Source organism: Granulicatella sp. (assembly GCF_057274575.1).
Window position 1 is genome coordinate 1 of record NZ_DBHISP010000022.1, and the last position, 13,984, is coordinate 13,984.

General features: G+C 39.4%; 10 protein-coding genes and 1 riboswitch. Of the genes, 9 read left to right on the forward strand and 1 reads right to left on the reverse strand.

Annotated features, from left to right (window positions below; all coding sequences use genetic code 11):
* Positions 1-78: 78 nt before the first annotated feature.
* Entirely contained in the window at positions 79-702 is a 624-nt protein-coding gene (lexA, locus tag ACO5V7_RS08205) for a transcriptional repressor LexA (protein WP_485485787.1), read from the reverse strand.
* A gap of 141 nt (positions 703-843) precedes the next feature.
* On the opposite strand from lexA, the gene ACO5V7_RS08210 reads away from it, so the two are divergent.
* From ACO5V7_RS08210 to ACO5V7_RS08250, 9 genes are all read left to right on the forward strand, one after another.
* Positions 844-1,092 (forward strand): DUF896 family protein, encoded by a 249-nt coding sequence (locus ACO5V7_RS08210; RefSeq protein ID WP_005605128.1) that lies wholly within the window; start codon positions 844-846, stop codon positions 1,090-1,092.
* A 191-nt stretch (positions 1,093-1,283) separates the two neighbouring features.
* The gene (gene tkt, locus ACO5V7_RS08215) at positions 1,284-3,278 is read left to right on the forward strand and encodes a transketolase (protein WP_457053477.1); all 1,995 of its coding nucleotides are present in this window, start codon (positions 1,284-1,286) and stop codon (positions 3,276-3,278) included.
* 73 nt (positions 3,279-3,351) lie between these two features.
* Positions 3,352-4,050: an AzlC family ABC transporter permease gene (locus tag ACO5V7_RS08220; RefSeq protein ID WP_485485788.1), complete on the forward strand. Its 699-nt coding sequence runs from the start codon at positions 3,352-3,354 to the stop codon at positions 4,048-4,050.
* Positions 4,043-4,366 carry a branched-chain amino acid transporter permease gene (locus tag ACO5V7_RS08225; RefSeq protein WP_485485789.1) on the forward strand — a complete coding sequence of 108 codons (324 nt, stop codon included), beginning with the start codon at positions 4,043-4,045 and terminating at the stop codon, positions 4,364-4,366. The genes ACO5V7_RS08220 and ACO5V7_RS08225 overlap by 8 nt, the downstream gene beginning before the upstream one ends.
* Before the next feature lie 111 nt (positions 4,367-4,477).
* Positions 4,478-5,275 carry a TIGR00282 family metallophosphoesterase gene (locus ACO5V7_RS08230; protein WP_455041347.1) on the forward strand — a complete coding sequence of 266 codons (798 nt, stop codon included), beginning with the start codon at positions 4,478-4,480 and terminating at the stop codon, positions 5,273-5,275.
* A 23-nt stretch (positions 5,276-5,298) separates the two neighbouring features.
* Positions 5,299-7,854, forward strand: a complete 2,556-nt coding sequence (gene mutS / locus ACO5V7_RS08235) for a DNA mismatch repair protein MutS (RefSeq protein ID WP_485485790.1) — start codon at positions 5,299-5,301, stop codon at positions 7,852-7,854.
* Between the two features lie 3 nt (positions 7,855-7,857).
* Positions 7,858-9,768: a DNA mismatch repair endonuclease MutL gene (gene mutL, locus ACO5V7_RS08240; protein WP_485485791.1), complete on the forward strand. Its 1,911-nt coding sequence runs from the start codon at positions 7,858-7,860 to the stop codon at positions 9,766-9,768.
* Between the two features lie 11 nt (positions 9,769-9,779).
* Entirely contained in the window at positions 9,780-10,214 is a 435-nt protein-coding gene (msrB, locus tag ACO5V7_RS08245; RefSeq protein WP_049554687.1) for a peptide-methionine (R)-S-oxide reductase MsrB, read from the forward strand.
* Positions 10,215-10,602: 388 nt separating this feature from the next.
* The gene (locus tag ACO5V7_RS08250) at positions 10,603-12,972 is read left to right on the forward strand and encodes a phosphoketolase family protein (RefSeq protein ID WP_485485792.1); all 2,370 of its coding nucleotides are present in this window, start codon (positions 10,603-10,605) and stop codon (positions 12,970-12,972) included.
* Between the two features lie 724 nt (positions 12,973-13,696).
* Positions 13,697-13,840: riboswitch (Lysine riboswitch) on the forward strand.
* The last annotated feature ends 144 nt before the right edge of the window (positions 13,841-13,984 follow it).

Here is a 13,984-nt window from a genome sequence, read left to right on the forward strand (position 1 = left end):
ATAAAAACACCCCAAAAGTTAGATTTTCTGTCTAACTTTTGGGGTGCACTTCATAATGGGCGGAGGTTTTCGTTTGTTTTAGAAAATACGACTACGGTATAAGCTAACTACTTTTCCTAGGATAGTACAATTTGGAAGAATAATTGGCTCCATTGTGTCATTCTCAGGTTCTAAGCGAACGTGGTCCTTTTCCAAGTAAAATCTCTTACAAGTAGCAGTGTCTTCTTCGGTCATTGCAATGACAATCTCCCCATTGGCTGCAGTAGATTGTTTACGAACGATAACAGAGTCACCATCAAAGATTCCAGCATTAATCATACTGTCCCCTTTAATACGCAACATAAAAAGATCATCGGATTCGTTTTGTAATTCTGGTGGAATTGGAAAGAAGTCACTTGCTTCTTCTACAGCAAGAATTGGTTCACCAGCGGTAACCACACCAAGCATTGGAATAGCAGTTGCCTTTGCACCGATAGCCTTTAATCCTGCCATTGTTAATTCAATCGCACGAGGTTTACTTGGGTCGCGTTGAATAAATCCATTTTTTTCTAATCTGGACAAGTGGCCATGAACGGTAGAAGTCGAAGAGAGTTGAACGGCGTTACAAATTTCACGCACTGTTGGCGGATAACCGTGCTCTTGAACTTCTTTATAAATAAACTGTAAAACATCTAATTGTCTTGAATCTTTTAAATTTGTCATCGGAACATCTCCTTCTTTAAAAATAGTTTATCATAGACCATACTAGAAAATCAAACAAATGTTCGTATGCAAATCAGATTTTTAGGAAGTTTTTATAAATCGTGATACACTAGGGACGAATAAAAGGAAAGGAATGAAGAAATGCTATCACCAGAGAAGATTAGTCGTATCAATGAATTGGCTAAAAAGAAAAAAGAAGGAAAATTAACACCTACAGAAGAAAAAGAACAACAACTCCTACGTCAAGAGTATTTGGAGGCTTTTCGTGGAGGCATGCGTAATCATATTGAAGGATTAAAAATTGTTGACGAAGAAGGAAATGATGTAACTCCTGATAAACTAAAAGCAATCCAAAAAGAAAAAGGATTACATAATCGAGGAGAAGAATAAGGAGTCGGAGGTTGAAGGTTTTCAGCCTCTTTTTTTCTACTATTTGTATCTCTAGTAAAATTGAATCAATTTTGCAAGGGGTTACTTTATTTTATTAAAGATTAGAATAACGGTTGCAAAAGAATGTTTGAATTTAGTAAAATAGAGTAGTAAGTTCCTATTAAGGAAAACTATATTTAAGGAGTGATTGTATGTTTGATAAAACCGATCAACTAGCAGTGAATACGATTCGTACACTAAGTATGGATGCCATTCAAGCTGCGAATTCAGGACACCCTGGACTACCAATGGGTGCAGCGCCAATGGCATATGTACTTTGGTCTAAATATTTAAAGGTAAACCCAAAACGTTCTAATTGGGTCGATCGCGATCGCTTTGTATTATCAGCAGGTCATGGATCTGCAATGTTATATGCTTTATTACATTTATCTGGCTATGACTTATCAATTGAAGATGTGAAAAACTTCCGCCAACTTGGAAGTAAAACACCAGGGCACCCAGAAGTGCATGACACGGATGGAGTAGATGCAACTACTGGTCCGCTTGGACAAGGGTTTGCAAACGGTGTTGGGATGGCTATGGCTGAAGCTCATTTAGCTGCAAAATTCAACCGTGAAGGGTACCCAGTTGTGGACCACCATACTTATGTTTTATGTGGTGACGGAGACTTAATGGAAGGGATTTCCTATGAAGCTGCGTCTCTAGCAGGGACATTGAAATTAAACAAATTAATCGTTTTATATGATTCAAATGACATCTGTTTAGATGGACCATTAAATAAAGTGTTTACCGAAGATGTGAAGAAACGCTTCAAAGGATTAGGTTGGAACTATATTCGCGTTGAAGATGGAAACGACTTAGATGAAATTGCAGAAGCTATTGAAGAAGCACAATGCCAAAAAGAAAAACCAACGATTATTGAAGTGAAAACGGTTATTGGTTACGGTGCTCCAAACCAAGGAACAAATAAAGTTCACGGAGCTCCTTTAGGACCTGACGGCATTGCAGAAGCAAAAGCAAACTATGGATGGGAATATGGCCCATTTGAAGTGCCAGAAGAAGTGCAACATCGTTTTGATAAATTATTAGTTCAAACAGGCGAGAATGACTATAATGAGTGGAAAACATTATTCGAAGGTTATAAACAAGCTTATCCAGAACTTGCAAAAGAATTCGAAGATAGCTTTGCAGAAAACATCGAAGTAGATCTAGAAAAAGTATTACCTTCATATGAATTTGGTAGCCCAGCAATGGCTTCTCGTGTAACAAGCCAAGCAGCGATTCAAGAATTAGGAAAGCATATTCCATTCTTCTGGGGTGGATCTGCAGACCTTTCTTCATCAAATAACACAATGAATAAAGCAGATACAGACTTTTCTCACGAAAATTATGGTGGAAGAAATATCTGGTTTGGGGTTCGTGAATTTGCGATGGGAGCTGCGATGAACGGTATGCTTCTTCATGGAGGTAATCGTGTATACGGAGGTACATTCTTTGTATTCGCAGATTACTTAAAAGCAGCAATGCGTGTTGCAGCGATTTCTCATTTACCTGCAATCTATGTATATACACATGACTCAATTGCAGTTGGGGAAGATGGACCAACGCATGAACCAATCGAACAATTGGCAGCGTTCCGTGCAACTCCAAACTTAAATGTGATTCGCCCTGCAGATGGGAACGAAGTATCAGCTGCATGGAAAGTGGCTGTAGAAACAAAAGACCGTCCATCAGTACTCGTATTCTCACGTCAAAACTTACCAGTTCTTGAACACTCACAGGAATTAGCATATGAAGGTGTGAAACGTGGGGCATATGTAGTAAGTCCTCAAAAATGCGATACACCAGAAGGTATCTTGATTGCGACAGGTTCTGAAGTGGCTCTTGCCATCGAAGCGCAAAAAGTTCTTGCAGAAGAAGGAATTGATGTATCAGTTGTTTCAATGCCATCCATGAACTTATTCGAAGAACAACCAAAAGAATACCGCGAATCAGTATTACCTAGCGATGTTCGAAAACGTGTAGCCGTTGAAATGGGGGCAAGTTTCGGATGGGGGCAATATGTTGGCCTTGACGGAGCTACTGTGACGATCGACCGCTTCGGTTTATCAGGTAACGGAAACAAAGTCATGGAAACATTAGGATTCACTGTAGAAAACGTAGTGAATACATTTAAATCTTTATAAAAATAGGTTAAAATGAAGATTGAAAGCCCACAAGTAGTGGACTTTCAATCTTTTTTTGTTTTTAGGAGAATGTATGAACGAATTGAAACAAGCATTTAAGATTAGTTTACCCATCTGTTTCGGGTATATCTTTTTAGGGATTGCATTTGCACTCTTGATGTCACAAGAAGGATTTCCAGCTTGGGCTTCTATTTTTTCAAGTATATTTGTGTATGCAGGATCCATGCAATTTGCTCTTGTCTCATTTATGAGCGCAGGGATGAGTTTTTGGATGATTGCTTTAATGACTTTATTTATTAATGCTAGAATGTTGTTTTATGGCGTTGGCTTTATTGAAGAATTTAAAAAGTTGGGCTGGAAAGCATTTTATTTAATCTTTGCCCTATCAGATGAAACCTTTTCTCTCTTAGTAGGGATGAAACAAACGAAGAGGGAAGATAATGAACAAGTGATGGTCTATGTTGGACTGTTGAACCATTTCTATTGGGTCTTTGGTACAGTCATTGGAGTTGTCATCGGCGAATTCCTTCCATTTTCAACAAAGGGCATCGATTTTTCAATGACCGCACTCTTTGTGGTCATTCTTGTAAACCAATTGAAAAAGGCGGACCGTTATTTCCCGTTCATCATTGGGGGAATTAGTGCTATTTTCTGGTTAATTCTTGTTGGAAAACAATATTTCCTTGTATGCGCCTTAGCGACAACGATGATAGGTTTAATTGCAATCTTCGAACGTGAGAAACTACAAATGAAGGAGGAAGAAAATGAGTAGTACGTATATTATTCTTGCTCTTATTACTAGTGGAGTTGTGACTTTTGCGATTCGATTATTTCCATTTTTAGTACTCCGCAATCAAACGAATTTATCCTCCCGCATGCGGTTTATTTCGGCGGTCTTACCACAAGCGATTATTACGATTCTAGTTGTCTATTGTTTAAAGGATATTTCGTTTATAAGCGCACCATTTGGAATTCCAGAACTCATTGCTGTCGCGATTGTCGTCTTATTGCAATGGTGGAAGGAGAATACTTTGCTGAGTATCTTTGTCCCAACGGTTATTTATATGGTGTTATTACAAGTGATGTAAAATTAACATATATGTTAATTTAAGCTACCTTTTGCATGGTTGTATCTAGGTATTTTCTAGCCTTATTTTATGGTAAAATAGAGCTACATTGATTTAGAAAGAGGCACTCTTATGAAATTACTATTTGTTGGAGATGTTGTCGGATCTCTTGGAAGAGAGATGGTCGCACAATACGTCCCAAAATTAAAGAAAAAATATAAACCGCAAATCACTGTCATTAATGGGGAAAATGCTGCCCATGGGAAAGGAATTACGGAGAAGATTTATAAAGAGTTATTGCAGGCTGGAGCAGATGTAGTAACGCTTGGGAATCACGCCTTTGATAACAAAGCAATTTTTGATTTCATTGAAGATGCCACAAAAATGGTACGACCGCTGAACTATCCAGCAGGAGTTCCAGGAAAAGGAATCGTTTATGTAAAATGTAACGACAAAGAAGTGGCCGTCATCAACTTGCAAGGCCGTGTCTTTATGAATACATTGGACGATCCTTTTGCCAAAATTACAGAGACGGTTGAAGAAGCTAGAAAGAGAACATCGATTATCTTTATCGACTTCCACGCCGAAGTAACCAGTGAGAAACAAGCCTTGTCTTGGTACTTGGACGGAAAAGTGTCTGCCGTCGTTGGAACACATACGCATGTGCCAACAAACGACGCCAGAGTACTTCCGCAAGGGACAGCCTTCCTTTGTGATGTGGGAATGACAGGTCCGTATAACGGAATTCTCGGAATGGAACGCGATATTATTATTACGAAATTCCTCAATCAATTACCAGCACGATTTGAAGTGGCAGAAGACGATGAAGGCCAATTAAGCGCTTGTTTGATTGATATTGATGAAAAAACGGGTAAGGCGAAATCGATTCAACCGATTCGCATTACTCCGGATGCACCATTTTTTGAATAAAAAGATTAGAAAGAGAGTCAGAAATGCCACAAAAAACGAAACACACACCGATGATGCAACAGTATTTTTCGATTAAAGAAAAATATCCTGATTGCTTATTGTTTTATCGACTAGGTGATTTTTATGAATTGTTTTATGATGATGCGATTGAAGCAGCACGACTTCTCGAAATTACATTAACCAGTCGAAATAAAAATGCTGAGGACCCAATTCCAATGTGTGGGGTTCCTCATCATGCTGCAAAAGAATATATTAAAACGCTGATTGAACTTGGAAAGAAAGTAGCCATTTGTGAGCAGTTGGAAGATCCAAAGCTTACAAAGGGAATGGTGAAGCGAGACGTTGTTCAAGTCTTGACGCCAGGGACCTATACAGAATACCAAGCGCAAAATCAAAACCATTATTTAGTGTCGATTTTACCGCTTGTGGGGAAACGATTTGCACTGTCGTATGTGGATGTGTCAACCGGAGAATTAAAAGTGACACAACTCGAAAACTTAGAAGAAGTGCGTAGCGAATGCTCAAGTTTACTATGCCGTGAAGTCGTTCTTGTCGATAGTGATGTGACAGAAGAACTTCGTCATCTCTTCACGAGCATGCAAATCTTGATTTCAACAATTGAAAAAGATGAAATTAATGCAGAAGACTGCACAGACTTAGTCTCAGAACTAGAAGATGAAGCTTCCGTTCGATGCGTACAAAATCTATTAAGTTATTTGAAACTGACTCAAAAGAGAAGTTTCTCGCACTTACAAAAAGCACAAGCATATCAAAGCGAATTCTATCTCTCGATGAATTATGAGACAAAACGTAACTTAGAGTTAACAACGACCATTCGAGCAAACCAAAAACATGGGTCACTATTCTGGTTCTTAGACGAGACGCAAACGGCGATGGGTGGACGTCTCCTCAAACAATGGCTTGAAAAACCACTTGTACTAGAAGGAGCGATTCAAAAACGCCATGCATTAGTAGAAACATTGAACCAACATTACTTCGAACGTACAGACTTTATCGAAACATTGAAACGTGTGTACGACTTAGAAAGAATCGTGGGAAAAGTGTCATTTGGAACCGCCAATGCACGAGACCTCTTGCAACTTAAACAAACACTTGGTCAAGTACCAATCTTTAAATCGATTGTGGATAGCTTGGACTCAGAGGAATGGAGCGCTCTTGGAGAAACCTTATTCGACATTCCTGAGTTATACGATTTAATCGACCGTGCCATCGACGAAGATGCGCCACTGACGATTTCAGATGGAAACATTATTCGTTCAGGATATAACGCGACACTCGATACGTACCGCGATACGATGAAACACGGAAAAGAATGGATTGCTTCTCTCCAGCAACAAGAACGTGAGCAAACAGGCATCAGTTCATTAAAGATTAGTTTCAACAAGGTGTTTGGGTACTATATCGAAGTGACAAAATCAAATCTATCCAAACTCGATAGTAGCCGCTATGAGCGTAAACAAACGCTGGCGAATGCGGAACGTTTTATTACGCCTGAATTAAAAGAAAAAGAAACGCTCATCCTAGAAGCGGAAGAAAAATCAAGTGCACTCGAATATCAATTATTCGTAGAAGTGCGTGAACAGGTGAAACATTATACGGCCGAGCTGCAACAATTGGCAAAAACGGTCGCAACGATTGACGTCTTACAAGCGTTCAGTGTAGTGAGCGAACGTTATCACCTAGTGAAGCCTACGATTTCGATGAAGAACCGTAGACTCTGGATTGAGGATGGCCGCCATCCGGTTGTTGAAAAGGTGATGGGACAATCAACGTATGTTCCAAATAGCATTTCAATGAGTCCAGACGAGCATATTCTTCTCATTACTGGGCCAAATATGTCTGGTAAATCGACTTATATGAGACAATTAGCGCTCTGTGTGATCTTAGCGCAAATCGGATGTTTTGTGCCTGCCAAGAGTGCAACGATTCCAGTCTTTACGAAAATCTTTACCCGTATTGGGGCAGCTGATGATTTAATTTCTGGCCAAAGTACATTCATGGTAGAGATGATGGAGACAAACCATGCACTTCGAAATGCCGATGAAACAAGCTTGCTACTGTTTGACGAAATCGGACGTGGAACGGCTACTTATGATGGAATGGCGCTCGCTGAAGCCATCATCACATATATTCACGAGCATTTATCTGCAAAAGTATTATTCTCAACGCATTACCATGAGTTAACAAGACTCAGCGAGAAATATGCAGATTTACGCAATGTGCATGTGGGAGCCGTTGAAGAAAATGGTGAAGTGGTCTTCTTGCATAAAGTATTAGAAGGACCAGCCGATAAGAGTTACGGAATTCATGTGGCGAAACTGGCTGGGCTGCCAACAGAGCTGTTAAAAAATGCCAGCACGATTTTAAATCATTTAGAAGCTAAAGGGGCAGCTAATGAAAATAGCACCTTCGTGGAACAAGTATCGCTTTTTGAAGAAGAAGCAGAAACTATGCCTGAATGGGTTCACGAGCTTAAAGGATTAAACTTAATGAGCATGACGCCAATGGATGCAATGAACATCCTGTATAAATGGCAACAAATAGAAAAGGGTGAGTAGTGTATGGGAACCATTAAAGAATTAAGTCCATTACTGACAAACCAAATTGCTGCAGGGGAAGTCATCGAACGTCCTTCCTCTGTGGTGAAGGAATTACTCGAAAACGCGATTGACGCTGGCAGTACTCGTATCGAGATTGAAATCGAAGAGAGTGGACTTCGTAAGATTCGCATTCAAGACAATGGAAGTGGAATGACGAAAGAGGACGCTCGTATGTCGATTAAACGTCATACAACGAGTAAACTCTATTCGCCGGAACAACTCTTTAGAATCCGTACGCTTGGGTTCCGCGGTGAAGCCTTAGCGAGTATTACGGCTGTATCGAAAGTGACGCTGACGACTTCTACCGGTGAAGATAGCGGCGTGGAGTTGAAAATTGAGTCTGGTGAAATTAAAGAAGAAAAGACCGTTCCTCCGTTAAAAGGAACGACTTTCCTAGTTGAAGATTTGTTTTATAATACACCGGCTAGGTTGAAATTCGTTCGTACATTGCAGACGGAGTTAGCTCATATTACGGATGTAGTGAGTAAAGCATCTCTCAGTCACCCAGAAATTGCCTTTATTTTGAAAAATGACAGCAATCTGTTATTGCAAACTTCTGGGAAGGGTGAGTTGCTGCAAGCAGTCGCTGGAAATATTGGACCCGTAAATGCTCGTAAGATGTTACCTTTTAGTGGAGAAGACGAAGATTTCAAAGTATCAGGATACACGTCGCTCCCAGAACTCACTCGTTCAAACCGCAATTACTTATCGATTTTCATTAATGGACGACCAATCCGCAATATGGCAATCGCAAAGGCCATTACATTAGGATACGGATCCACATTAATGGTGGGACGATTCCCTATTACGATTATTTCGATTGAAATGGACGTACAACTCGTTGATGTGAACGTGCATCCAACGAAACAAGAAGTTCGAATCAGTAAAGAGCAAGAACTTTCTCTCGTAATTCAAAAAGCGATTAGAGAGGCGATACAGGGTGTCCAACGCATTCTAGAGTCGATTGAAGACTTGTCCTTCAAACGCAAAGAAAACCGGGTAGAAGCTCCAAAACCAGTCCAACAAACTTTGGAGTGGCAATTGAAGACACCTATTGTGGAGTCTACTCGCGTAGAAACACCTTCTTATTCAGAAAATGTAAGAGAAGAAGTGGAAGTTCTACCAGCCGATGATGCGCCTGTTCAAGTAAGTCAGGCAGTTGAACCTGTCGAGCAAGAAGAACTCGTGGACAGCCATGATGATCATGCAGACTATTTGAAATTGGCTGAGAAAATCGATACACAGCCCTTCGAAAAAGAATTCCCAGAATTACATTATTTTGGACAAATGCATGGAACTTATTTATTCGCGCAAAACGAAAAAGGTTTGTATATGATTGACCAACACGCCGCCCAAGAACGGATTAAATATGAACAGTTCAAAGTGGAGATTGGTCAAGTAGGCCGAGTCAGTCAACCATTGATGGTGCCGATTTTATTAGAGTTCTCGAAGAAGGATAGCGTGAAATTGGAAGAACGACTACCTCTTGTAGAGGAGTTTGGAATTGAGATGGAGCCGTTCGGGCAAAATACCTTCCAAATTCAATCGCATCCAGCATGGATTAAAAAGGGACAGGAGAAGGCGATTATCGAAGAAATTATCGACTTTATCTTGGCCGACGAGAAGATTACGGTTGCTAAATTAAGAGAAGCTACAGCGATCATGATGAGCTGTAAAGGTTCGATTAAAGCCAATCACCACTTAAGTGAATGGGAAGCACGTCAGTTATTAGTGGATTTAGCAAAATGTAAAAATCCATATAACTGTCCGCACGGTAGACCCGTACTCGTTCATTTAACGAATAAGGACTTGGAACACCTCTTCAAGAGAATTCAAGATCCACATCAATCGAAACGACAACAATTTGAATAGGAGAGACCACGATGGAATTTTCAAAAGAAGAACTAAAAAAACGATTAACAGAAATTCAATACGAAGTGACTCAAAATGAAGCCACAGAAAGACCTTTCTCAGGAGAATATGATGATTTCTACGAAGAAGGAATCTATGTAGATATCGTCAGCGGTGAACCACTTTTTAGCTCAAAGGATAAATTTGATGCTGGATGTGGTTGGCCATCATTTTCAAAACCAATTGAAAATACAACTCTAACGGAGAAAGAAGATTACAAACTAAGCCGTAAAAGAACTGAAGTAAGAAGTGGACAAGCAGATTCACATTTAGGACACGTCTTTGAAGACGGTCCAAAAGAATTAGGTGGACTACGTTATTGCATTAATTCAGCGTCTCTTCGCTTTATCCCAGTTGATAAACTCGAAGAAGAAGGATACGGAGAGTTTCTTCAATATTTTAAATAAAGATCTGTTTGAACCTTATTATATGGAAAATCCGGGGTGGAAACCTCGGATTTTTTTGATCCTATCATACTTTTTATGAACGTTTTATTGCGGAATGAACATAAAAAATGGTAATATAGAGTGCTCGATGAATTAAATGATCAAAAAATCGAGATAAAACAGTCAAATAAATGTGGTTATGAACGTTTTCGATTATTAATATCCGTTTCGAAAACAAGAATATTTCCTAAAAAGTAAAGAAAAATAACGTAATTACTATAAGGAATCATGCTTCTTCTTGACAGAGGCTACATGCTATGGTAAATACTTGTCGATTAAAAAATGATAATTTTTTGAATTGGCTTTTCTGATTTTTTAGGAAACTAAAAACAAGAAGGGAAGAAAATACATGACACAATTTGATACACCAGAATACTTAGCAAAGGTGGATGCTTGGTGGCGTGCAGCGAACTACATTTCAGTAGCTCAAATGTACTTAAAAGATAACCCACTTTTACGTCGTCCAATCCAAAAAGAGGACGTTAAACTTCATCCAATCGGCCACTGGGGAACAATCGCAGGACAAAACTTTATTTATGCGCACTTAAACCGTGCTATTAATAAATATGACTTAGATATGTTCTACATTGAAGGACCAGGTCACGGTGGACAAGTAATGGTTTCTAACTCTTACTTAGATGGATCTTACACAGAGTTATACCCACAAATCACTCAAGATGAAGCAGGGTTCAAACAATTATGTAAAATCTTCTCATTCCCTGGAGGAATTGCGTCTCACGCGGCTCCAGAAACTCCTGGTTCAATTCACGAAGGTGGAGAATTAGGTTACTCATTATCACATGCTACAGGTGCTGTTTTAGATAACCCTAACGTAATTGCAGCAGCAGTTATTGGTGACGGAGAAGCAGAAACTGGTCCTTTAGCAGCTGGTTGGTTCTCAAACACATTTATCAACCCAGTAAACGATGGTGCAGTTTTGCCAATCCTTTACTTAAACGGTGGTAAAATCCACAACCCAACTATTTTAGCTCGTCGTACAGATGAAGAGTTAACACAATTCTTCAATGGTTTAGGATGGGATCCAATCTTCGTAGAAGGAACAGATCCTGAAAAAGTTCACCCATTCATGGCTGCTAAATTAGATGAAGCAATTGAAAAAATTCAAGCAATTCAAAAAGAAGCTCGTGCTAAGAGCGCCGAAGAAGCTACAATGCCACATTGGCCAGTATTAGTAGTACGCACTCCTAAAGGTTGGACAGGTCCAAAAGAATGGAACCATGAACCAATCGAAGGCGGATTCCGTGCTCACCAAGTTCCAATTCCAGTATCTGGAGAAGCTATGGAACACATCGATAGTTTATTAGACTGGTTGAAATCATACCGTCCAGAAGAATTATTCGATGAAACTGGTAAATTAGTAGAAGAAATTGCTGAAATTTCTCCAAAAGGCCCACGTCGTATGAGTATGAACCCAATCACTAACGCAGGGGTTGTAAAACCAATGGAAATTACTGATTGGACTAAACATGCGATCGATACCTCTAAACCAGGTGCAATCCAAAAACAAGATATGATTGAATTTGGTAAATTTGCTGCTGACTTAGTAAAAGCAAATCCAGATAACTTCCGTATCTTTGGACCAGACGAAACTAAATCTAACCGTCTAAACGAAGTCTTCAAAGCAACGAACCGTCAATGGGTTGGTCGTCGTGATGAAAGCTATGATGAATGGATTTCACCAGTTGGTCGTGTCATTGACTCTCAATTATCAGAACACCAAGCTGAAGGTTTCTTAGAAGGTTACGTATTAACAGGCCGTCACGGATTCTTCGCATCTTACGAATCATTCTTACGTGTAGTGGACTCAATGATCACTCAACATTTCAAATGGTTACGTAAATCTAAAACTCACGCTCCATGGCGTAAAAACTATCCATCATTAAACTTGATTGCAACATCAACAGTGTTCCAACAAGACCATAATGGATATACTCACCAAGATCCAGGTTTATTAACACACTTAGCTGAGAAAAAACCTGAATTCGTTCGTGAATACTTACCGGCGGATACAAACAGCTTGATGGCTGTTATGGCTGAAGCTTTAAGTTCAGAAGATAAAATTAACTTAATCGTTTCTTCAAAACACCCACGTCCACAATTCTACTCAGTAGAAGAAGCTAAAGAACTAGTACGTGAAGGTTACAAAGTAATTGATTGGGCTTCAACAGTGAAAGAAGGAGAAGAACCAGACGTAGTAATTGCTGCTGCAGGTACTGAACCTAACTTAGAAGCATTAGCAGGTATCTCAATCTTGCACAAACAATTCCCAGAATTGAAGATTCGCTTCATCAACGTAGTAGATATCTTAAAATTACGTTCTCCAAAAGTGGACCCACGTGGTTTATCTGATGAAGAATTTGATAAATTATTTACTGCTGACAAACCAGTTGTATTCTGCTTCCACGGTTATGAAGGTATGATTCGTGACTTATTCTTTGATCGTCACAACCATAACGTTCATATCCACGGATACCGTGAAAACGGAGATATCACAACTCCATTCGATATGCGTGTATTATCTGAAATGGACCGCTTCCACGTTGCTAAAGACGCTGCAGTTGCTGTATATGGCGACAAAGCTAGCGAATTTGCTGCGAAAATGGACGAAACTGTGGAATTCCACCACAGCTACATCCGTGAACACGGGGAAGATATTCCTGAAGTTGTGAGCTGGCAATGGGAAAACGTGAATAAATAATTCATCTAACAGGGTGCCTCAGAAATGAGGCACTCTTTTTGTGCTTATAATAAAATAAATAGAAAAATGATTATTCAGAATCCTTGCGGATTTGTTTATAGTGGCTATAATGTTGCACCGACTCGAGCCTAGAGTCTCTCGTCTTCGAAGCTTCAAACTCGGAGTATGGTATAAATCCCAACTCCGAGTAATTCACATCCGATGCTTACCTCATTATTGCCACTATAAAATCCGCTAAACTCTGAATAATCATCTTTATAATTACACCAAAATGTATTTCTGAGACATCCTGTAAGAGACTGCTGGAAATGAGAGAATACTTCCTCCAATTCTTTGCGGATTTTTTATAATAGATGTAATGTTGTAACGGTTCGAGCCTCTAGGAGTCTCTCACCTTTAAAGCCTCAAAGTAGGAGTTAGGAATAAATTCCTAACTCCTACTTATTCGCGTTTAATACGATTCCCCACCACTGCGATTATAGAAACTCGAAGTTCCTTTGTAATCATTTGTTTATTGGTAAAAAAATCATTTTTATGGAACTCTGGTGGTGGCTGAGCGAGAGGAAAGGGTAATACATCGAATTCTTGTTCACTTAAAAAGGGAATATATTTTTTAGAGAAGGAAGAAAAAAAGTTTTGATAGGTATTTTCAAAAAAATGAAAATATATGGTTGACTTCCAAAAAAATATGTGTTAATTTATGTTCAACAATTAAATCAAATGGTTATTGAACTGAGGTGCGATTGACAAGAGTACAGGAAACTGGAAAGGGGATTTCGCCGAAACGTGAAAACGTTGGGGGCTGGTCATAATAGGTCAGTCACTGTCATGACATCTGCCCAGATACTCATGAAGTGCAATCAATTACCGGGCAAAAGAATGACTACTTATGACTTTAATGAGGGATCACGGCTTTTGTTCGTGGTTCCTTTTTTGTGTGAAAAAGATGAACCAGTTTGATAATCGAGAAGGAGAGAAAGAAAATGAAAAAAATTTTAGGCGCAATTGCAGC